This is a genomic window from Amygdalobacter indicium, assembly GCF_029101545.1.
In the GTDB taxonomy this organism is placed as follows: domain Bacteria; phylum Bacillota; class Clostridia; order Saccharofermentanales; family Fastidiosipilaceae; genus Amygdalobacter; species Amygdalobacter indicium.
In genome coordinates, this window is sequence record NZ_CP118866.1 from 1,124,628 (window position 1) to 1,146,065 (window position 21,438).

General features: G+C 42.1%; 18 protein-coding genes and 4 tRNA genes. 2 read left to right on the forward strand and 20 right to left on the reverse strand.

The annotated features are described in order from the left end of the window. Positions 1-3: 3 nt before the first annotated feature. The 14 genes from PYS60_RS04730 to PYS60_RS04795 all read right to left on the reverse strand — a co-directional run bounded on the left by PYS60_RS04730 (position 4) and on the right by PYS60_RS04795 (position 12,090). A complete protein-coding gene (locus PYS60_RS04730; protein WP_315568083.1) occupies positions 4-1,035 on the reverse strand; it encodes a polyprenyl synthetase family protein in 1,032 nt (343 codons plus the stop codon). Next, positions 1,004-1,252 (reverse strand): exodeoxyribonuclease VII small subunit, encoded by a 249-nt coding sequence (xseB, locus tag PYS60_RS04735; protein WP_315568085.1) that lies wholly within the window; start codon positions 1,250-1,252, stop codon positions 1,004-1,006. Before xseB ends, PYS60_RS04730 begins: the two co-directional genes overlap by 32 nt. A gap of 3 nt (positions 1,253-1,255) precedes the next feature. Further along, positions 1,256-2,566 (reverse strand): exodeoxyribonuclease VII large subunit, encoded by a 1,311-nt coding sequence (gene xseA / locus PYS60_RS04740; RefSeq protein WP_315568087.1) that lies wholly within the window; start codon positions 2,564-2,566, stop codon positions 1,256-1,258. A 64-nt stretch (positions 2,567-2,630) separates the two neighbouring features. Continuing rightward, positions 2,631-3,155 carry a transcription antitermination factor NusB gene (nusB, locus tag PYS60_RS04745; protein WP_315568089.1) on the reverse strand — a complete coding sequence of 175 codons (525 nt, stop codon included), beginning with the start codon at positions 3,153-3,155 and terminating at the stop codon, positions 2,631-2,633. Between the two features lie 74 nt (positions 3,156-3,229). After that, positions 3,230-3,466, reverse strand: a complete 237-nt coding sequence (locus PYS60_RS04750) for a DUF2273 domain-containing protein (protein WP_315568090.1) — start codon at positions 3,464-3,466, stop codon at positions 3,230-3,232. Between the two features lie 17 nt (positions 3,467-3,483). Continuing rightward, positions 3,484-4,041, reverse strand: coding sequence for an Asp23/Gls24 family envelope stress response protein (locus PYS60_RS04755; RefSeq protein ID WP_315568092.1), 558 nt, complete (start codon positions 4,039-4,041; stop codon positions 3,484-3,486). 18 nt (positions 4,042-4,059) lie between these two features. Next, positions 4,060-4,467: an Asp23/Gls24 family envelope stress response protein gene (locus PYS60_RS04760; RefSeq protein WP_315568094.1), complete on the reverse strand. Its 408-nt coding sequence runs from the start codon at positions 4,465-4,467 to the stop codon at positions 4,060-4,062. 101 nt (positions 4,468-4,568) lie between these two features. Continuing rightward, positions 4,569-5,126, reverse strand: coding sequence for an elongation factor P (gene efp / locus PYS60_RS04765; protein WP_315568096.1), 558 nt, complete (start codon positions 5,124-5,126; stop codon positions 4,569-4,571). A gap of 82 nt (positions 5,127-5,208) precedes the next feature. After that, on the reverse strand, positions 5,209-5,805 hold the full coding sequence (locus PYS60_RS04770; RefSeq protein WP_315568098.1) for a YqeG family HAD IIIA-type phosphatase: 597 nt from the start codon (positions 5,803-5,805) through the stop codon (positions 5,209-5,211). A 52-nt stretch (positions 5,806-5,857) separates the two neighbouring features. Beyond that, a complete protein-coding gene (locus tag PYS60_RS04775; RefSeq protein WP_315568099.1) occupies positions 5,858-6,847 on the reverse strand; it encodes a hypothetical protein in 990 nt (329 codons plus the stop codon). 227 nt (positions 6,848-7,074) lie between these two features. After that, positions 7,075-7,147, reverse strand: a tRNA-Phe gene (locus tag PYS60_RS04780). Positions 7,148-7,176: 29 nt separating this feature from the next. Beyond that, positions 7,177-7,250: transfer RNA gene (locus PYS60_RS04785), tRNA-Asp, on the reverse strand. Positions 7,251-7,398: 148 nt separating this feature from the next. Further along, positions 7,399-9,525, reverse strand: coding sequence for a type I pullulanase (pulA, locus tag PYS60_RS04790; RefSeq protein ID WP_315568100.1), 2,127 nt, complete (start codon positions 9,523-9,525; stop codon positions 7,399-7,401). 150 nt (positions 9,526-9,675) lie between these two features. Further along, entirely contained in the window at positions 9,676-12,090 is a 2,415-nt protein-coding gene (locus PYS60_RS04795) for a glycogen/starch/alpha-glucan phosphorylase (protein ID WP_315568101.1), read from the reverse strand. A gap of 226 nt (positions 12,091-12,316) precedes the next feature. On the opposite strand from PYS60_RS04795, the gene PYS60_RS04800 reads away from it, so the two are divergent. Both PYS60_RS04800 and PYS60_RS04805 read left to right on the forward strand, forming a co-directional pair. Continuing rightward, a tRNA-Leu gene (locus tag PYS60_RS04800) sits at positions 12,317-12,398 on the forward strand. 8 nt (positions 12,399-12,406) lie between these two features. After that, a tRNA-Val gene (locus PYS60_RS04805) sits at positions 12,407-12,479 on the forward strand. A 181-nt stretch (positions 12,480-12,660) separates the two neighbouring features. On the opposite strand, the gene PYS60_RS04810 is transcribed toward PYS60_RS04805, so the two are convergent. The 6 genes from PYS60_RS04810 to PYS60_RS04835 form a co-directional block, all read right to left on the reverse strand. Further along, positions 12,661-13,614, reverse strand: a complete 954-nt coding sequence (locus PYS60_RS04810) for an Abi family protein (protein ID WP_315568103.1) — start codon at positions 13,612-13,614, stop codon at positions 12,661-12,663. 336 nt (positions 13,615-13,950) lie between these two features. Continuing rightward, entirely contained in the window at positions 13,951-14,811 is an 861-nt protein-coding gene (locus PYS60_RS04815) for a sugar ABC transporter permease (RefSeq protein WP_315568105.1), read from the reverse strand. Beyond that, a complete protein-coding gene (locus tag PYS60_RS04820; protein ID WP_315568107.1) occupies positions 14,808-16,214 on the reverse strand; it encodes a carbohydrate ABC transporter permease in 1,407 nt (468 codons plus the stop codon). The genes PYS60_RS04815 and PYS60_RS04820 overlap by 4 nt, the downstream gene beginning before the upstream one ends. Before the next feature lie 57 nt (positions 16,215-16,271). Next, positions 16,272-17,555 (reverse strand): extracellular solute-binding protein, encoded by a 1,284-nt coding sequence (locus PYS60_RS04825; RefSeq protein ID WP_315568108.1) that lies wholly within the window; start codon positions 17,553-17,555, stop codon positions 16,272-16,274. A 193-nt stretch (positions 17,556-17,748) separates the two neighbouring features. Continuing rightward, positions 17,749-20,610 carry an FtsX-like permease family protein gene (locus PYS60_RS04830; RefSeq protein ID WP_315568109.1) on the reverse strand — a complete coding sequence of 954 codons (2,862 nt, stop codon included), beginning with the start codon at positions 20,608-20,610 and terminating at the stop codon, positions 17,749-17,751. Next, a complete protein-coding gene (locus PYS60_RS04835; protein ID WP_315568111.1) occupies positions 20,610-21,329 on the reverse strand; it encodes an ABC transporter ATP-binding protein in 720 nt (239 codons plus the stop codon). The genes PYS60_RS04830 and PYS60_RS04835 overlap by 1 nt, the downstream gene beginning before the upstream one ends. Positions 21,330-21,438 lie beyond the last annotated feature (109 nt).

The window sequence follows — 21,438 nt, forward strand, 5'->3', positions numbered from 1 at the left end:
TGTTTATTGCTTCCGTCCCTCCAAAGTCCGCAACAAAAATCCGACAGCCTCAAGGGCTCGACTTTCCCGCCCGAGCAAACGGGAAATAGTTTTAAGTCCGTTTTGCACGGCTGCCAGCAATTCTTTTTGTCGCTCGACCAGATCGTCTTCATCGACAAACTGTAAAATATTCTTCGCCGTTCCTACTTCATTCCGATCCAAATAGTCATCCTGCAACTGAAAAAGCAGGCCCCAATTTCCGGCCAACTTTTCCAAATGCAACATTATTTCGTTATCAACTTCTGCAAATAATATTGCCGGTATAACAATAGAAGCTTGCAACAAAGCGGCAGTTTTACCCGCTATACAAGTTAAATAATCGGCTAAACTGTCCTGCTGTAACGGCACACCCAAGTCCAAAACCTGCCCGCCGACCATGCCGTTTGCTCCGGCTGAATCACCTAAACGCAAGCGCGCTCTTTCTACCCGCCGATACAAGGCCGGACTTAAATCAGCTTCTCCGGCTCCGGCTGAACGTAAAGCCATAGTCAACAACGCATCTCCGACCAGAACTGCCGTCGCTTCACCGAATTTTTTCTGGACGCTTAACTTTCCGCGCCGATAAGCGGCATTATCCATAGCCGGCAAATCATCGTGTACCAGGCTGTAACAATGAATCAATTCCAACGCCGCCGCAAAATTCCAGGCCAATTGCCACTTGTTGTAAAGCTCCGCCTTATCTGTCTGTAATTTCGCCGAATCATCCGAACGGTTCGGACAAAATAAAGGCAAAGTTTCGCCTGTTTGACCTTCCAGCCAAAAAAGTGACCACAGCAGGCACAATAAAGGTCTGATGCGCTTACCGCCGTCCAGTGTGCTGTACTTCATTGCTGCCGTAAATTCAGCATAAACAGCACGTGAAGCTTGAACTGCAGCGGTATTCAGTGAAGCGGCAGCCGACGAAATCTGCAAATACGACGTCAAACTGTAAGAATTAAGTTGTTGCGCCAAAACCTGTTCAATACTATTTTGTAAAGTCGTTATCATCTCCGACATTGAAATCACTTTCCTCATTTCCCACAAGTTGCTTGATTTTACCGGCAGCTTCAGTCAGTTTCTTTTCACAAACGGCGCTCAGTTCCGTTCCTTGCTTAAACAAAGATACCGCCTCATCCAAAGTCGTTTCTTTCGCTTCCAACTTGCTTACAACCGTCTCCAACTGTTTCAATGCCTGTTCAAAGGTGAGTTCTTTATCCGTTGTCTCTGTTGCCATAATTTACTCCTTTCCCCGCTGCCCATATGCATCGACGGGATTCAAATGTTTATCCTGTACCAGACAGGTCAAGGAACCGTCAGCCAATTGCACAATAATATCTTTGCCGATTTCCGCATCCTGTGCCTGCAATAACTTTTGACCGTTGCTCTTACTGATATAAGCATAACCTCTTTGCAAATGCAAAAGCGGATTTAATGCGAATAGACGTTGGTAGAGCGAAATATAAGAACGTTCAGTCTGCTGCTGTTTATCGTTGACCGCCTGCTCCAAACGTCTTTGCCAACGGCGAAATATTTCACTCTCCCTCTGCAAAGGTAAAGTTAAGCTGTCCGTCATCCGTCTTTTCAGCTTATCAATTATTTCAAAATGTTCCGCCAACCACAATTGCGGCCGGAACAGATAACGGGATTGACGTAAATGCTGATATTTTGTCGCGCTTAACTGCAGCTTGGCCCGTAAAATTGCATTTTGTCGCTGACGTAAATTGTTGATTCGCTGTAAATACTCTTTTTGCTCCGGGAAAACCATCTCGGCCGCATGCGAAGGGGTTGCAGCTCGCTTATCGGCAACAAAATCGGCGATTGTAAAATCAACTTCGTGGCCTACGGCTGAGACTACCGGCACTTTAGCCCGATAAATTTCTCTAGCCAACTGTTCGTCGTTGAAACACCACAAATCTTCCATCGAACCGCCGCCGCGACCGATAATAATTACCGAAATATCATCTCTCTGCCTGATCGCCTTTAACGCCGCAATCATTTCCGCTGCCGCCTTATCGCCTTGAACATTACAAGGAAACAATAAAATATCCAAATTAGGATAACGCCGCCGTCCGACTTTAATAATATCGCGAATAACTGCACCGCTTGCAGACGTCACGACAGCAACTCTGCCGGGCAGAAGCGGTAAAGGTCGTTTATGCTCAGCGGCAAACAGGCCTTCATCTTCCAACCTTTTTTTCAGCTGCAGATAAGCCTGATATAAATTGCCCTGTCCCTCCGGCGTCACGCTGAGGATATAAATCTGAAACTTACCGTCCCGACTGTAAAAACCGGCTCGGGCCAGACAAACAACTTTCAGGCCGTCGACTAATTTACAAGTTAAACTCTTGGCCATTTGGGCATACATGACACAACTGACCTGAGCCTCACTGTCTTTCAGGCTGAAATAATGATGACCGGAAGCAGAGTAGTATTTATGTCCGGAAATTTCACCCCGAATATAAAACTGCTGCAAACTTCGGTTATTAGCAATATACTTCTCCATAAAAGCATTCAATTGCTGAACGCTGACAATAATTTTCTCACTCATATTGCTAGACTAACATAAAAAAACGAAAATAACAGAAAAATTTTCGCACAAAAATTCAAAATTGTTACGCTTCTTCATTTTCCGCGTATTTATAGCTGAGCGTATCGGTTATTTCCGCTTCCGGAATAGCACGCAGCTGCGCAATTTCCTTGATATGCGCTTTAACGACATTACCCAGAACGGCATTAACATAAGCCTTGGATTTCAAATCACTGTAGGATTTAATCAATTCGACAGCTTCGTTCAGAACAACGCTCACCGGTACTTCCCGGCGGTACAAAAGTTCATAAACTGCTAAGCGCAGAATAACTTTATCAATCTTCGGTAAACGGGAAATTTTCCAACCGATCAGATGCGGTTCGTACACGGCATCCAACTCCTGCTTTTTCGCATTAACAGCTTGAGCAATCCGCACGGACTCCTCCTGCTCGGCAACGTCCCATTTAATATCGTACAACTGTTGCATTGCCAGTTCACCCGCTTGCGCCAAATCCAAAAAAGCTGCACTTTGAGCTTCGATATGATCACTTTGGAATTCAAACTGGTACAACAACTGGAAACTCATTTCCCTCACATATCTTAAACTCATATCCGTTCATCCTTTATTATTAATGTCAAAATTCACTAAGAAATAATTATAATGCAAATGCGCCGAAAGACAAATCAATAATGCTTTCCCGGAGGAAACAATTTATCCAACAGAGCTTTTAACTGTTCTTCATCACTGAAATAGCGGGTACCGATATAATAACCGACAAAGGTCAGAATAAACAGCATTAAGGTTCTGCCGACCCCGAAAATATAACAAAACAGGGTTACTACGAAAGCGAGGCAGGCCCCGATAACACCGGCATCCCGACCTCTGATTTTATCCAACAGAATAACTAAGTAATTTTTCATAAGCCTCATCTTCCATTTTAAGCTCGATTGTCAAGGGCCGTACCGGCAACTTCCACTTTATTCACCCGTACAACTACAGTTTTTACACTCAAGCCGGTGTAACGCTCAATATCTTTTTTCACCCGTTCCTGAATTTTCAACATATATGTCGGGATATCAACCTCGGCATAAACCGTACAGTCCAAAGTTAAACTTAAATTGCCTTTTTTGTCGCTTACCGCCTTGGCTTTAGCGGATTTAATACCGGCCTGCGCCGACTTGCAGGCATTCATGGCAATCGCTTCAATCGCCATAACATCAATATTAATATTACCTATTTCCGTATTCTGAACTAATTGCTTGCTCATTCTACCGTTGGCCCGGGCATATAAGAAAAGATAAACAGCTTCAGCCAGCGTAAAGAGAAAAATCAAAGTTAAGATTATTCTTACCGTTAATTGCTGCCCGAACAAATTGCTGCCGGTCAAAGTCAACAGAAAGCTTTTACCGGTATGAACTGTTACTAATGCCAGACAACTGTAAAGTGCTACAAGAACACTGAAAGTCATAATTATAATCTGTTTTGATTTTTGCATTATCTATCTCCTTCAAGCTTACACCATCCGTTTGGAAAGGCTGACATCCTTAACATGGACATTTACCTGTTCCACAACCAAATCGGTATAACGCTCTACCTCATTTTTAACATTTTCCTGAATTTGCCACGCCACATCCGGAATGGAATAGCCATAATAAATAACCGGATAAACAGTAATAACAAGAGCCTGATTCTTGTCGACATACATAACTTCAACTCCGCTACCTGTATGGTCAATTCCCAAAGATTCCTTAAAATGAGCAATCAAACTGTATTCCAGGCTCTTAACTCCGGCAATTTTCAGGGAAGCTTCAGCAGCATATTCGGCAATAAAGCCCAAAGAAAGGGCACGTTCCCCGACATTGCGGCTGTAAATATTACCATTTTCCGCTGCTAAATTCTCGTCGGTATACCTTTCACTCATCTCTATAAGCTCGCCTTCTATTATATATCAGACAGTTGCCGGTCTGCTGTGCAAAACGTAAAAAGCCGCTATCCCGGCAGACAGCGGCTTGTATAAACCGATTAAGCTCTTTCCATATATTCGCCTGTACGGGTATCAACTCGAACTTTTTCGCCTTCATTAATGAACAGCGGAACTTTAATCGTTGCGCCGGTCTCCAACTTGGCTGCTTTCGTCGCATTGGTTGCCGTATCACCTCTGACACCCGGCTCCGTCTCAACAATTTCAAGCTCGACAAATAACGGCGGTTCAACGGAAAGAATGGTATCTTCCCAGGAAACGACACGACAAACCGTATTTTCCTTGATGAACTTCATCGCTTCTCCTACAACTTCATCCGTAAAAGGGAATTGTTCATAAGTTTCAGTATCCATAAAGTAATGGAAATCACCGTCGCTGTACAAATACTCCATGTCACGCCGTACTAATGTACCTTCTTCAAACTTTTCACTCGGGTTGAAAGAACGCTCAACTACCGAACCGGTCTTCAAATTACGATAAGTTGTACGCACAAAGGCTGAACCTTTACCCGGCTTAACATGTTGGAACTCGACAACTGTATAGATTGCCCCGTCCATAACAAAGGTGGTACCGTTTCTAAAATCACCTGCTGAAATCATTAACTTTCCTCCATCACACCCAAAAGCTCATGGGTATGTTCAACTATCTGGTTTTATAAATTAAAAAGAAATTTCTCTCATTTTAACGCATATTTGTCTTTTTTTCGAGTAAAATCAAATCGAAATATGTATCCAAGTGATAAAATCTCTTAATAAATACCTCCAAAAAGCGTTTGACATAAATATGCCACAACTCTTTACGTGCTATTTTGTCAACTAAAACACTGTGTACCGTCGCCTGATTGGCCGCCCACACGTCCGTCAACAACTGATCTCCGACCACTATTATGCTTGTCAGGTCTATCTTCTGCTCCCGGCAATAGCGCAACAAAGTGTCAGCCTGCGGTTTATTGGCACGGTAGACTGCCGGAATTCCCAACTCCTTTGCAATTTGGCTCAAGCGCCGCACGCCGGCATTGGAATAAAGTACCGGTTCTACATCCTGTTTCTTCAACACTTTTACTAATTCTACCGCAGTAATATCTGCATGTCGACTACCATGCGGCATTAAAGTGTTGTCTATGTCGATGAAAACGTATTTATAGCCGAGCCGGCGATAGTCGGAAAAGGGAATGTCCCGAACTTTATTGTAGTAAGCTGAGGGCAAAAAAGATGATATTCCACTTTTATTTTCCGCTAAATTAAGGCTGCATCTTTTATTAATGTAGTGCTGCGGCATAACATTTCACCTCTCCCTGCTGTTATTCTGCTGACGTTACCTGAACAACTGTTCAGCGTTGACTGTACACGCCTTTGATTTCCGGCTCCGGTAATCTCGGCTGAAAATTGTTTTTGGCTTGAGAATTGCACGACATCGCCAGTAACAAATAATGATACGGCAGCTTATCTCCCTGCCTCCGACAAGCTAAAACCTGTAAGCTCAGCTGATCCATACCGTCACCTAAAAGCGCGATACGATACCGTTCGTTATTTCGAATTGTCGCAATAAAATAATCCGCCAACTCCGCAATCCCGGCATGATTGGCCTTGGAATAAGATAATATCACGGCATTTTCTACACCGGTATTCAATTTATCGGCCGGCAAAAAGCTGAAATTATAGATAGCCTGGCGCAGCAAATTCATGGTCAAATCAGGATTGGCAAAATAAGGTACCAGACCGACTTTGTCCCTTTCATCATCAATAAAGCGTAACAGCTGGGCTTCTACCGTATCCATACGTCTGATATCGACAATCGTCCTGGTCGGTAAATTCAGCGTTTTTTGCTGTAATTTCTTATCCTGAGCATAAGAGCGCAAAATCTCGGTAATTCGGTTATTTTCCTCCATAATCTCACTTTTGCTTTTGCCGTTATGCGGCACGATATTGGTAGGAATAGGCATTTTTTCATTATCCGTAAGTTTTTCAGGTAGTTTTTCGTTCCGGGTCGACTTAGGCAAGTTTGAGGTTTCCGGCAAACGGTTCGCTTGATTCTGCAAGTCCGGCTGTAAAGGAAGCAGCGGCATATCAACAGGCTTGGTGACCTTGGCTGTTGTCGGTATAGTCTGCAACGGTTTTCGGCTCCTGTCTGCTTCCCGGACGGTAATTCCCCGGTTGGCGGGATTCTTGCGGAAAAGAGAAAAGGGAGCTGTCCCGGGCGACAATTTCTGTTTAGCGACATTGCTCGCAGCATTGCAGGCCGTCAACATAAAGTATAAAAAAGTAAAGCTCAACAACAAAGCCGACGAAACGAATCTCAAAGATACTTTATTTATGCGCATTGTTGCTCCTTACCCATTACAGATTTAATTAAACTGCAAATTAACTGAAATATATTAGCACATTTGAATTGGTAAAACAATGACCTCTTCCCGAAAAACGGGTCAAGTCAAAGGCAAGCTGCGGCGGCGGACCGACAGCGATAAATTATTTTTATGTTGCATTTCCAAGTCAAAAAGCTGTAAGCGGAAAAAGGCAAAAAAAATCCGAGTTGTTGAAACTCGGAAAGTGCCCAGAGTCGGAATCGAACCAACGACACGGGGATTTTCAGTCCCCTGCTCTGCCGACTGAGCTATCTGGGCAAAAAAAGCGATCTGATGATCGCTCTAAGCGACGCAGACGGGCCTCGAACCCGTGACCTCCAGCGTGACAGGCTGGCATTCTAACCAACTGAACTACTGCGCCATTCGTGACCCTGAGGTCAAACGCTTAATTATAATAGTTTATGTACAGAGTTTTGTCAATAGGATATTTTCCGTATTTGTAAATTTTGTCCGCTTATCGCCGCTCACAAGCACTCATCGGCCACGACCGCAACCGTTGAGCGTACAAACTATTCCTGCAAAACCAATACCGTTGCCGGCGGAATTTTCAGCTCACCTTTAACCGGAACATCCTGAAGTTTGTCGGCAAAAATCAAGTGCCGTTCTCCCGGCAGCTGATATTTATACTCATAGCAAGTAGGATTAATAAAAATAAGCAAATCATTAATCTGATACAACAAAATATCGTAATATTCCGTAAAATGACAGGAACGGGCAACGGCCGTATTGGATGGCAGGCGAAACTCCTTGTACCGGCGGCGCAATTTAACGAGCTCCTTAAAATAATTGACGACATCATAATTTTTAATCGCATCATACCAATTTATAGCATTAACCTTATCGCCGGCATTATATGTATTATCAGCTCCGCCTTTACTACGCATAAATTCCTGGCCGCAGTGAATAAAAGGTACACCTTGAGAAATCATAATTAAAGCCAGACAGAACTTGGTCCGCTGTTTCCGCCAAAAAGTATCCAAGTTTTCACAACGTACCATTTTATCGTAAAAAGTCATATTATCATGGCATTCTATGTAGTTAACGGACTGACTCAAACTGCGCAATTTGCCGTTCATACAGGAGCCGAGCAACAGGTCTTTCGCAAGTTGGACTTTACTGACATCGCCCAGGCCGTAGCCGATATCCATGATTTGATCCAAAGAAGTCTTACCTTTGATCGTATCGCGATAGCAATCATTAAAAAATCCGATTTCGGGCATTTTATAATTATGGTACATCATGGCTTTCTTATCATCCGGCAAAACCGTCGGCATATTCCAACCTTCGCCGTAAAGCATAAAATCAGGCTTGATTTTTTTGACCATAAACGCTATTTCGTTCATCGTCGTAATATCCAGCAGGCCCATTAAGTCGAAGCGTAAACCGTCAATATCAAATATTTTCACGTAGCGCACACACATATCAACGATATATTTGCGCAACATTTTCGCCTCACTACGCAATTCATTGCCGCAGAAAGAGCCGTTGGATAAATATTCTTCGTCAAAATAGCGATAATTGTAATACGGGACTAATTTTTCCCAAGCATAATCATCGGCATGGCCGACGTGATTAAAAACAACGTCCAAATTGACCCGCAAATCGTGCTGATGATAAACATTCACCAATCTGCGTAAATCGTTAACACGGGCATAAGGCGTATCTTTCGCCAAATAAGAACCCTCAACAACGTTATATTGTTTCGGATCATAGCCCCAGTTGTAACTGGTATAATAATCCGCTTCCTTATACGAATCGAAGTCCAGAACCGGCATTAACTGAACGTGGGTCACACCCAAACTGCAAAGATAAGCAAAAGCTGTTTCCCGCCCGTAGATTCCGGTATTACTTTCAATCATGCCCGACAGCTTGCCGCGATCATGAACTTGAGATGTAGGATCCATCGTAAAATCACGCACACTCAATTCATAGATCACAGCATCCTGGTAATTGGCAATTTTACTTTGCGGCCGATAAATATTGTGCAAAAATTTGGCGGGATTCAGGACAACGGAAGCCGAAGCATCCGCCAAGCAGGAATAACTGTAAGGATCAATCGCTGTAGTATGCTCACCATTGAAATTCAATTCATAAACGTAAGCCATTAAATCTAAATCGCCTTGAACGGTAACGGTGTAAACACCTTTATTCCCCCGCTCCATTATATAAAAGTCGTCATGACCGTCGGTGTTTTTAGACAACAGCTTACCTGATTTTAATTGTAATTGTTCCGCCCGACCCAAAATATGCAAACTGACCTGATTGGCTGTCGGTGCCCATACCTTGAACGTCGTAGAAGTTTTGGTATACTGCGGTCCCAAATCATCGCCCTGATAGGCGAACATCCGGTCGAACTGCTCCGTCGCCACGATATGACGCCATTTAGCTGCCGGAAAATAATGCTGTTCGCTTTGAGACTTGTACATCAGGCGATAAACTTCACCATATTTACAAGGTCGCGGCAAAGTTGTCTTAACCATATAAGCATCACTTGATTCTTTAACAATCTGAAAAGTGGCGGCAATCTCGCTGTTATCACGATATAAGTGTAAATAACTCAAGCAACCGACATCAACAGGCTTAAATATTTTGAACTGCAATAACGTGTAATCGTCAATATAGGCTTCTATGCGCATACAAATCCTTCTCGAATCATAACTAATGCTTTTATAATAGCAAGGCGATACAGCCTTAAGCGACTGTATCAGCCTCAAGTTCAAATCAATAATGTTGTTTTTCTTTTGCTTCAAGCGCCGGTAAATTACCGGGCGCTAATTCGGCACATATTAATGCAAATCCGAGTTATCAATCTGTTTGATATGCCAAATATCTTTGACATAATCCTTAATTGTCCGGTCGGAGGAGAAATATGCACTCTTGGCAATATTAACCAGGCAGAGTCTTGCCCAGACAGACGGATCGGAATAAAGCTCATTAATATGCTCATGCGCCTTGACATAAGCGGCAAAATCGGCCAAAACGAAATACTCATCATTGCGGATAATCAAATCATTGTAAATATCAATGAAATCATCAGCTTCCGGACTGAAAGTCCGATCAATCAAAGAGTTGACCGCCTGCATAATGCGCGGGTCGTTTTTATAATAATCGACACTGACATAATGACTGCGCAAGTCTTCAATCTCATTGTCTCTTAAGCCGAAAATCTCACAATTTTCCATACCGACGCGCTCGGAAATCTCGACATTGGCTCCATCCATCGTTCCCAGAGTAATTGCACCGTTCATCATGAACTTCATGTTGCCGGTACCGCTGGCTTCCTTACCGGCTGTAGAAATTTGTTCCGACACGTCGCTGGCATTCATCAAGTATTCCGCCACCGTTACACGATAGTTGGGAATAAAGACCACTTTAATAAATTTGGCTGCCTGCGGATCATTATCAATTTTTTGCGCTACACAATTAATTAACTTAATAATCTTTTTCGCCAGAACATAGGCCGGAGCGGCTTTGGCGCCGAAGAGGAAAGTCGTTTTGGGCATAGTAAAATTCGGCTCGGTTTTAATTCGATGATACAGATAGATAACATGCAGGATGTTCATCAGTTGCCGTTTGTAAGCATGCAAACGTTTAGCCTGAGTATCAAAAATCGAATTCGGGTCAACATCAATGTTGTAATTATCTTTTAAGAAGCGGCAAAGTTCCAACTTACGGGTATATTTGACTTTCATAAAATCTTTCTGCAACTTCTTATCATCAACAAATTGCAGCAATTTCTCGATCTGACTGAAATCGGTTTGGAATTCCGGGCCGATTTTCTTCGTCAACAATTCCGTCAACTCCGGGTTGGAATAAAGCAACCATCTTCTTTGGGTAATACCATTAGTTTTATTGTTGAATTTTTCCGGCATAAAATTGAAGAAATCACGGAAAAGATCATCTACCAGAATCTGTGTATGCAACTTGGCAACGCCGTTGACACTGAAAGAACCGACGATACTTAAATGTGCCATTCTGACTTGATTATCATGAATGATCGCCATTCTTTCAACTAAATCACGGTCATGTGATTTCTCAAAAACAGTTTCCCGGAAACGTCTGTCTATTTCTTCAATAATAGAATATACACGCGGCAGAAGTGTACGAATGTACTCAACCGGCCACTTCTCGAGCGCTTCCGACATAACGGTATGATTAGTGTAAGCGAACACTTTGCTGACAATCGACCAGGCTTTGTCCCATTCATAACCGTAATCATCCAACATTATACGCATCAACTCGGCAATACTCATAGCCGGATGGGTATCATTCAATTGAATGCAAACCTTATCCGCCAAATTATCGAGTGACGGATTCTTCTGTAAATGGTTCTTGACAATGCTGCCCAAACCGGCCGCGATGAAGAAATACTCCTGCTTAATACGGATGTATTTACCTTCAACCGTACTGTCGTCCGGATAAACATTCAGGCAAATTTGATTAACTTCGTTCAAATATTTGATAAAGTCCTGATTAGCCGGTAAATTGTCCGACGCTTCGGCCGACCACATCCGTAAAATATTGGTGCAATTGGTATTAGCTCCGACGACAGGCATATCATAAGGAACAGCCAGAACTTCCTGTGCATCGACATGTTCGAAGTTCAAGCGGCCTGTTTCATAATTCATCGTAACTTTAACATGACCGTAGAATTTAACTTTAACAGCCTCATCCGGATGTCTTGTTTCCCAGCCGTTGCCGTTACGTAACCACTGATCAGGCACTTCCACCTGCTCATTATTGACAATAAGTTGCTTAAATAAGCCGTATTGATAACGAATGGTATTACCGTTACCGGGCAAACGCAATGTTGCCAGCGAATCAAGGAAGCAGGCAGCTAAGCGGCCCAAACCGCCGTTACCCAAACCGGCATCGCCTTCGATATCCTCCAGTTTGTTCAAATCAATACCGAAATCCGCCAAACCGGATTGTACTAACTTGTATAAACCTAAATTCATCAAATTATTAGTCAATAAACGACCCAATAAAAATTCCAAGCTGAAATAATACATCTTCTTCTGGGAAGTTTTTTGTAAGTAATTGTTGGTCTTATAAACATTGGAATTAGCATGTGCCTTAATCATTCCGACTAAAGTCAAAAACTTCTCGACATCGGTTGCCTGTTCAATGGATTTACCGAAGTTGTTCTGCATAGCTTCGATATAAGCGTTCTTAAAGCTCTCTTTCGTATCAAAAAACATGGGCTATCCCCTTTTCAAATAATTGAGTCAGGTCGTAATAAAACAAGTTATACCACCATCCCTTTTTGTCATCTATGAATGTAACACATATGAACTTAAGATTAAAGGGGTAGAAGCTATTGCTTGATAATTATCACAAATTATTTCTTGCAAAATTAGCAGAAATAGCAAAATTGCCTATTGACAATACCAAACGTTTGTCGTATTATACTTCCTGTTCACACCTGCTGGCGTGATGGAATTGGTAGACGTACTGGACTCAAAATCCAGCGGGGCGACCCGTGCCGGTTCGACTCCGGCCGCCAGCATTTTTCCCGGAAGATTAGCTCAGCTGGGAGAGCACCTGCCTTACAAGCAGGGGGTCGTCGGTTCGAGCCCGGCATCTTCCATAGATTTTATTTCTTATATTGAACAACCTCGCGGTTGTTTTTTTTGCTTTTTTCTTATCTTCCCTTCCCGTTCTCAACTGTTCACGGGGCAAACACCAATCCGCGCCGAAAAGTCGTTTTTACCGTATTAATCGAAATTAATCAAAGGCTTTAACTATTCATCTTGTCGTGACAGGAGTAACTATTTCAACAGTTGTAAATCCTGAAGGTCAATTCCCATAATATTCAAAATCTCGGAAAAACTTACCGAGTGAAAGGCTTTTCTGTATTTTTCAAGTAATTTAGTAAGTTCTGAATAGAACTTCTGAAAATACTTCTTATCAAGCAATAGTTTTAAATATAAGATCGCCACTATAATACGAGAGTTATCATAATGCTCAAATTTGAAATGTTTAGCAACATTTGCAACTTTCACATTTCTAAAATTGGAATTATACAATCGTTCGTCATGAGCACATTTATTTCTAACTAAGTTAATAATCTTTAATGCAGAAGCTAAATCAGCACCGGATATTCGCAAAACGTTATTAGACACGTACTGTTTTACATATTTATCATAATAAAATTTTGCTATCACATTCTTATCCGCATCAATTAATATATCATAAAGGTGAGCCAGATTACCTATAGTAAGATAGTTTACTAAAACCCATAAAGGTACGGCACCATACTCTTCTATGTAATGCTTGATAGCACCTTCTTTATCGACCTTGTCATGGATGGTTTTTGTGAGAATAGCAATCTGTTGCAGAACTTTTTTCGGATTATTCTCAACATAGTTTTTAATTTCCAAATAAGAGTTAGGCTTAGGATATTTCCTGCAGAATTCATGTGATATGACCGTTTTAAATGAATTTTCGAATATTAGAACATATTTGAGAAATATAAATCTCAATTCACGGTCAAACAAAAACAATGCTTTTAACTCGTTAAAATGAGTTCCTTTGCGATACTGCTCCGATATTATCGGTTTATTATCATCGGTTCTTTCCAAGAATAAATCTTTATATCCGTTGATAATATTATAATAGTTTTCTGTTTCTAAGAATCTTTTAGGCTGACCGTTAGTGGGAACTTCAAGGCCTCGACTTCGTAGTATTGCTAATTGCTGATTGAATGTTTTATACTCTTTCACTCCGCACACCTCAAAAAAAATGGCCAGGGCACCGTATGCTTCCTGACCTAATCCTATGCTTAAAGTTTATTCTGTAAGTTTTGGTTTGTCAAGATACTATTAATCTATTTTGCTATTAATCTGTGATAATTTCACCCCTGTAACAACAGATTAATTCCGGGCTGTTAATTCTAAAAGTTAGTTGAATACTTACTTGCAGTTACACAAGTTAGTAAACCGTTTTTGAGGGCTTTTTTCTTATCTTCCCTTCCCGTTCTCGGCGACGTCGCCTGATACAAAAAAAGGACCGGCGAAAGCCGATCCTTAAATTGCGTTATATTGTCGTGCTGCAGACAATCAGCCTTTGGCACCGCCTGCCGTCACGCCGCCGACATAATACTTCTGCATGGAAATAAACAGCAAAGTAATCGGTATGGCCACGATGACCGCTCCGGCACAAAACTCCGTAAAATAGTTATAAATATTTTCTCGAGTCAGCATCTGATACAAGCCTAACGCTACTGTGTACTTGCTATAGGCATCTTTCATGATAACGGATACGAAAATAAAATCGACCCACGGTCCGATGAAAGAACACAAAATAGTGTAGATAACAACAGGCTTACTCATAGGTAAGATAATGTACCAGAAAACCTGATTCTTTGTACAGCCGTCGACCAGAGCCGCTTCATCGATGCTCTTGGGCACAGTGTCAAAGAAACCTTTAACAATGTAATAACCCATAGCCGCACCGCCGCTGTAAACCAGAACCAAAGCCGCCAAACTTTGCGTCAAGCCGAAAGCTTTCAAGATATGATAAATAGCAATCATACTCATAAAGCCGGGGAACATGCCCAAAACCAGAATAATATTCATCAACGGTTTACGAGCTTTAAAACGCAAACGGCTGAATGCATAACCGGTCAACAGGACCAAAATGGTACTGATGATGCAGGTAAACACGGCAACAATAAAGGTATTAAGAAACCACTGTGGGAAATTGAACAGTTTTGTATCGGTGAACAGCCGCACATAATTATCCAAAGTCCAACCTTTCGGCACAATATATGAAATAAACGCACCCTTTTCCTCACGGAAGCTCTGCATAACCAGCCAAACGACCGGCAGGACCCACAAAACTGACAAAACCAGCAGAAAAACGTGAGTCAGAATGCCGTAGAGTAAACGGGAAGTTTTAACTGATGAAGTCGTCTTCATTGGAACTGTTCCTCCTCTTTTACCGCCTTAGCGTTGTTATATGCAATTAAGCTGACAACAGCCGTGATTACAAAGATAATGATACCGATGGTACTGGCCAAAGCGTAGTTCTTTTCCGATACGGTCAACTTGTATAACCAAGTAACCAGCAAATCGGTTTCACCCGCCTGATACAGACCCAAGGTTTTCGGATCGCCTCCGGTCAAGAGGTAAATAACGTTGAAGTTATTGATGTTACCGACAAATTGAGTAATCAAATACGGTGTGGTTACCTGCAACATATAGGGCATTGTAATGGACGTGAACTGCTTTACCGGACTTGCGCCGTCGATTAAAGAGGCTTCATACAAGTTCTGCGGAATATTCATCAAGATACCGGTACAAATAAGCATCGTATACGGAATACCTACCCACAAGTTAACGACAATAACCGTAATCTTGGCAATCAAACCGTCAGTCAAGAACGGAATATAATGCTTGATCCAACCAAGTTGCAGAAGCAAACCGTTCAACGGACCTTCATCGAGCAAAAATTTCGACAAAAGCATCAAAGAAACGAATTGCGGGACAGCTATAGTAATAACGAAAAGCGTCCGCCACAGTTTCTGGAATTTGACTCTTTTTTGGTTAATAATAATAGCCAATATAATACCGAGGATGTAGTTCAGGAAAGTGGCGAAGAACGCCCAAACAATCGTCCAAACGAACAACTTTTGGAAGGTATGCGCCCACAAGGGGTTACCTACAAAAATTTGTTGGAAGTTATCCAATCCTACCCACGTAAACAGATTTCCCGGCGGCTGATGGTTTTTATTGAAGTTGGTGAAAGCCATCAAAATCATGAAGAGCAACGGTAAAACCGTAAACATGAAAGTTAAAATTGTCGGTAAAGTCAAAACCGTAATATGAAAACGTTCATTAAACAGCGCCTTTACTTCTTCATGGAAAGTCTCGGGGCGTTGACCTGCAGCCAATAACTTCTGATTCTCATACGCATGTTTCACGTTGGCATAGTGTAAAGCGATAAATGCAATCCACATAATGACAGCTAAAACACCGAAGAGCAAAATCAGCATGGAGTTATGTCCCGGCACAACATCATAAATTTCCGTAGCTTCATTGTATACTTCAACTTGAGCTTGCGTACCCAAGGAAGATAATAGCTTCAAATAATATATTCCGTCTTTGAGCATATAGCCGAAGAATGCCAATTCTAAGACCAAATACACCAGGCCGTGCACAATCTGATGATTGAGAAAGCTGCCGGCACCCATGACGATATAGGAAAGCCTAGTTTTATAATCACCCTTTACGAAGAAGGTGACATAGTTAATAAAAAAAGCAGCGATGGCGTGGAAAAAATTTGCCGTACCTGCTTTTACATGGTTTAACCAATTGCTCATACCGTCCCCTTTATCAAAAAAAGAGGCGAGCTTAATAAGCCCACCTCTCTTGAACTATTACTTAGTAGCAGGTTGCTGAATTTGTTTGACCATTTCGTCCAACAATTTCTTAACACTCTCTGTGCTCTTATCCAACATAGCTTTACCGAAAGCACCGGCCGGGTTCCAGTAAGAACCTAAAACATTGTTTTGAGAAACAGAGAACTTCTGTTGTGCCATCAAAGCGGACAAAGCGACATCCTTCTTAACAGCTTCACTTTGTTGAACTTTGAGGTTGGCAGGGCCTGTACCGCGCATCTGGAAACGTTTGGCTTGAGACTCTTCGCTTGTCAGGAACATAGCCAAATCCATAGCTTCAGCCTTGTGCTTGGAGTGAGAGTTGATACCGTAGCCCTTATAACCGGCGAAAGAACCCATTTGTACTTTCTTACCGGCAGCTGTGAAGGTCGGCAATTTAGCAGCAGCATAACCGTCGCCCAAAATCTTCTTCAAGTCGGCAGCGTTCCAAGTACCGGAAACAGCAGCGCACAATGTGCCCTTAGTGAATCCTTCCTTCATAGCGTTGTCATCACCTGTAGCAAACGCAGGGCTGGCAGCGAAAGCCTTGATAGCTTCACCGGCTGCAACACCGTTGGCATCGTTGAAGTTAACTTTCTGGACACCCTTGTCGTCAACTTCGAACTTACCGCCGTTACCTACGAAGAAAGAAGCGATGTACCAACCGTTGGCAATGTCCATATGGACTTTCTTCTTAGCTTTGGCAGCCTTGGCCAACATTGTATCCAAATCCTTGACATCGTCAGCGCTTAAAACACGCTTATCATAGTACATGAAGTAACCGTTATCGGCAGCAAACGGGAAAGCGTAAAGATCCTTACCGATTGAGAAAGCATCAGCGCCTGTCTCCTGTTTTGTGATGTATTCAAGATCATTCTTACGTGAAACTTTAGTCAAAGCACCGGCCTTAACCAACTCTTTGACCTGATCGTTCGGCATAGCGAAAACGTCTGCAGCTGCATCCAAATCTTCCAAAACTTTGGTTTGAGCATCAGGCTCACCGACAACGCTGACTTGGATATCGAACTTCTTATCCTTGTGTGCAGCCTCGAAAGCCTTAACGCGCTCGTTCAGGAATTCCTGATCATCCTGTGAGCCCCAAAGTTTCAAAGAGATAGCGCCGGCAGCCGGTTTCTTATCATCTTTTTGCTTTTCTGTTGCTTTACCGGCAGTAGCCTTATTGGACTCAGCCGGTTTCTTGCTGTCTGTTCCTGTCTTAGGAGCACAAGCAACCATTCCCAGCATCATTGTGCCGGCAACTAAAAGTGAAAATAACTTTTTCATTTAATCTCCCCTTTCAATCTTACGATTGGTGTAGTATTTACTACTTATTTACTTAATACCTTACATTATTTCTCTAAAAAAATCAAGGAAAAGGAGGTACAAATAATATCTTTTAGTGCAAACTGCACAAAAATTGTAATTTTTTGTCCGGAATTACAATTTGTCCTTATTTGATATTACTATCATCCGGCTGCTATTCGCACCCCAAATTTTTAATAATATCCGACTTCGTTGCCGCTTTGACCGGGAAGTAGGCAGCTAAAGTGACAAAAATCAGAATCAGGAAAATAACTGTTACTACTTCCAATGGCGGAACCACAAAGTTATAACTGATATTTATACCGAAATCCAACGGCAGAACATACAAACCGAAGGCAGCAAAAGCCAAGCCTATAATGATACCGACAATCAGCGAAGTCACGCTTAAGCTGTAGGCTTCCAATAAAATCATCTGCCGCACCGATTTTTTATCCAAACCGACTGCCCGGAGTAAAGCTGTTTCCCGTTTTCTACTCCAAACGGCTAAATTCAAAGTGTTGGCCACGCCGATCAGGGCAACCAGAGAAACAATAGATATCAGCAGGATTAAAATCAGGCGCATCGACCACAATACAATATTTAACATGCTGAGTAAAACTAATGCTCCCTGAATGTTCATCTGACTGTTCAAAGTCAGACTCTCGAATTCTTTCAGCAATTTGTAGCTGTCGAATAAACCTTTTTTCACGCCGGCGACCAGCATAACATTCTGCTTTTTAACATTGCATTTCTTACTGATCATCTCGGCAGCATCAGGACTGATATAAGCGGATATATTAAATAAGTTTGTCATAAAAGGACTTGATTCGGAATTAATTAAACGCAATTTGAATTCAAAAGTCTGCTCACCGTAGCGCAGCTGAACTTTTTGTCCGTCGCTGAACTTACCGTCCAAATTTTTTGCCGGTGTATAAACGGCTATTTCCCCCGATTTCAACGTAAAATTGCGGCGGGAGATTGTCCCTAAATCCGGTAAAGCCAGAATTTTACCGTCAGCTTCTTTTTTCTCGATTTTCCGTTCTCCGATAATAAACGCATCCGGCTGCGGCAGCGCTGCTAAAAGCAAAGATTTATCGACGCCTGCAACTTGAGTTAAATTTTCCCAAACTTCCGGTTTTACCTCATTTTCTTTTCCATTATACTGTTGCACAATTACATCGATCGGGCAAAGTTTTTTGACACTGTCAGTGATTGTGCTTTGTAAAGAAGCACCGCCGACGATAGTTGTAATAATCATTATTATGCCCATAAATAAGGCTGCCATCGTCGCTCCGCTGCGTTCCCGGTTACGACGCAAATTCATCGACGCCAATTTTACTACAGCCGATTTCGGGCCCCACTTCTGCAAAATTCCGGCCGTCAATAAAGGCAAATATCTTTTACCGATATAAACTGCGAAAATCAAATACAAAACAGCTCCGAGAAACAGGCAGGGAACAGCATACGCAGCCTCTTGCGTTAATTTATGTTCCGCATTGTAACTGTTACGGAAATAGACTGCTGCAGCAAAATTCAAAGTCGCAGCTACAGCTACTAAAAACATGACAAACTTACTCAGACGGCCCGTTTTACTTTTCCGCTGCTGCCATTGCAGAAGGTTTTCATTAAAAGCGGCAATCGGCGGAACTTTGTTATTTTCTTTCGCCGGTTTTAAGCTTCCCCAAGCGGTAATCAATGTGCCGGTCAAAACTGTAATAACGGCAGCTTTATAGCCGAATAAATTCCAGGCATGTTGATAAGAACCGATAATCTCCAGTTTGACCATAAGTAGTAAGCTGAGAGCGTAAGCGATAAATACGCTGATTAAAGAACTGAATAATCCCAGTATTAAGCATTCAAGAATACTGTATCGTACCAATTTACGGTAAGAAGCACCGACACAACGCAGCAGCGCAATTTCCCGCCGTCTCCGACTTAATATAACATTAAAGGTGGACGTGATGATTATATAGCAAACAAACATTGTCAACAGCGGGAAGGTCAATAAGGCGATATTCAAGCCACGTTTAATGACTTTGGAGGAACCGCCAACCGCCTGCTTGAATTCCTCTGCTGAAAAAAGGCTCCAATTCCGCGGCAACAATTTATTTTTTTCCAAATATTGCTGCAGCAAAAGTTTTACCTGCTGCTTATTCACGCCGTTCTGTAATTGAATTCGCCACGTTCTTACATTACTCAAATCTTCTTTGAATAAATTACGCCAAGCGGCGGGAGAGACATAATACAAAGGTGCTCCTTGTGCTCGATGATAAGCATCTTGCGGAACAATTCCGACCACTTTAAACGCTTTTTCGCTTTTTTTCTGTTTTAAGTTAACTGTATCGCCGATATGACAATGCAAATGTGCCGCCGTGTCGGCCGTAAGCAGAATTTCATTTTCCGACTGCGGAGCTCGGCCTTCTTTGATTGCGGGATTATATAAAGTTTTTTCAGTCATATAAGCCCCCAACATACCGCTTGTGCCGTATTTAGCATTATCAGCTTGAACAACGCCGTAATACAGAGGATAAACCGCCTTAATTTGCGGTATTTCTCTGATTATTTCCGGACGCAATTTATCTAATTCGTAATTTTCCGTGAGGTACTTTAATAAATTTTTCTGCACAATTTGCTGATATAAGTTCTCCCGCTTTTCCGGCTTATTTGCATTCTTGCCGGCTTCTTTATCTTGAACGTGCTTAAAATCAGCTATCAAGTTGCTTAAATGTTTTTGTAAAAGTTCTTTATCCTCCTGCTGCAATTCTGAAATTTCAGCAATTCTGGCTTTTTTCGCCTGCCAATAATCAGGAATCTCTACTGTAATATTTTTGTTTTTCTGTCCAATTAAAGTCTCGTCCAGCAAAAGTAGATCCGCTCCCTGAGTTTTAACATAATTTTTCGAGTTCATAATAAAGGTCATCGTATTGCCGGCGAATAAAGAACACAGCATAAATATACAACTGATACCGATTGCCGATGCCGTTGCTATATACTGTTTTTTATTATTTTTTAAATATGAGCGTACTAAAAAATTCATCAAATCACCTCTTGCAGGAAGGCCATCTCGGGACGGTAGACATCGTTGGCAATTTCGCCGTCGCTTATAACAATTACTCTGTCGGCTGTAGCGGCAACTTTGCGATCGTGAGTTACGACAACAACAGTTTGCTGCAATTCATCAACAGCTTGGCGCAATATTGTCATTACTTCCTGCCCGCTTTTACTGTCTAAATTACCTGTCGGTTCGTCACACACCAACAACGCCGGCTGCATAATTAAAGCTCGAGCTATGGCAACTCTTTGTTGTTGGCCGCCTGATAATTCCGCCGGTAAGTGACGCAAACGGGTTTGCAAACCTAAAGTTGCAGCAACTTGTCTAACCTTTTCCCAATTCTGTTTTTTACCTGCCAGCAGTAAAGGCAACATGATATTCTCTTCTACATTCAAATTCGGTAATAAGTTAAAGGCTTGGAAGACAAAACCTACTTGTTGTAAGCGAAATTTTGTCAATTGGGCATCGTTCATTAAGTTCAACGCCTGATCGGCAACATTAACGGTGCCGGAACTGACGCTGTCCAAGCCGACCAGACAATGCAACAGAGTTGATTTGCCGGATCCCGACGCTCCCACGATGGCGGTAAATTCACCTTTTTTTAATCTTAAACTGACATTATTCAAAGCAATAACTCTACTGTTGTTTTCTCCGTAAACTTTGCTGACATTTGTTAATACTGCCAAATCTTCGCTCGTTTTCATAAGTCCTCCTACATTAAGACGTTTTATATACATTTAATTTAGCAATTATAAAAGCTGAAAGTCTTAATTGAGTATTAAGTTTTCAGCTCGGGGTAAAAGTTGCGAATTA

What these genes read in the sequence shown, in the direction of transcription:
- PYS60_RS04835 (WP_315568111.1), bottom strand. Translation starts at nt 21,329, where the DNA reads ATGAAAACGAGCGAAGATTTGGCAGTATTAACAAATGTCAGCAAAGTT.
- PYS60_RS04755 (WP_315568092.1), bottom strand. Translation starts at nt 4,041, where the DNA reads ATGCAAAAATCAAAACAGATTATAATTATGACTTTCAGTGTTCTTGTA.
- PYS60_RS04760 (WP_315568094.1), bottom strand. Translation starts at nt 4,467, where the DNA reads ATGAGTGAAAGGTATACCGACGAGAATTTAGCAGCGGAAAATGGTAAT.
- PYS60_RS04825 (WP_315568108.1), bottom strand. Translation starts at nt 17,555, where the DNA reads ATGAAAAAGTTATTTTCACTTTTAGTTGCCGGCACAATGATGCTGGGA.
- PYS60_RS04750 (WP_315568090.1), bottom strand. Translation starts at nt 3,466, where the DNA reads ATGAAAAATTACTTAGTTATTCTGTTGGATAAAATCAGAGGTCGGGAT.
- PYS60_RS04775 (WP_315568099.1), bottom strand. Translation starts at nt 6,847, where the DNA reads ATGCGCATAAATAAAGTATCTTTGAGATTCGTTTCGTCGGCTTTGTTG.
- pulA (WP_315568100.1), bottom strand. Translation starts at nt 9,525, where the DNA reads ATGCGCATAGAAGCCTATATTGACGATTACACGTTATTGCAGTTCAAA.
- PYS60_RS04830 (WP_315568109.1), bottom strand. Translation starts at nt 20,610, where the DNA reads ATGAATTTTTTAGTACGCTCATATTTAAAAAATAATAAAAAACAGTAT.
- PYS60_RS04820 (WP_315568107.1), bottom strand. Translation starts at nt 16,214, where the DNA reads ATGAGCAATTGGTTAAACCATGTAAAAGCAGGTACGGCAAATTTTTTC.
- PYS60_RS04730 (WP_315568083.1), bottom strand. Translation starts at nt 1,035, where the DNA reads ATGTCGGAGATGATAACGACTTTACAAAATAGTATTGAACAGGTTTTG.
- PYS60_RS04770 (WP_315568098.1), bottom strand. Translation starts at nt 5,805, where the DNA reads ATGCCGCAGCACTACATTAATAAAAGATGCAGCCTTAATTTAGCGGAA.
- PYS60_RS04815 (WP_315568105.1), bottom strand. Translation starts at nt 14,811, where the DNA reads ATGAAGACGACTTCATCAGTTAAAACTTCCCGTTTACTCTACGGCATT.
- xseB (WP_315568085.1), bottom strand. Translation starts at nt 1,252, where the DNA reads ATGGCAACAGAGACAACGGATAAAGAACTCACCTTTGAACAGGCATTG.
- efp (WP_315568096.1), bottom strand. Translation starts at nt 5,126, where the DNA reads ATGATTTCAGCAGGTGATTTTAGAAACGGTACCACCTTTGTTATGGAC.
- nusB (WP_315568089.1), bottom strand. Translation starts at nt 3,155, where the DNA reads ATGAGTTTAAGATATGTGAGGGAAATGAGTTTCCAGTTGTTGTACCAG.
- xseA (WP_315568087.1), bottom strand. Translation starts at nt 2,566, where the DNA reads ATGAGTGAGAAAATTATTGTCAGCGTTCAGCAATTGAATGCTTTTATG.
- PYS60_RS04795 (WP_315568101.1), bottom strand. Translation starts at nt 12,090, where the DNA reads ATGTTTTTTGATACGAAAGAGAGCTTTAAGAACGCTTATATCGAAGCT.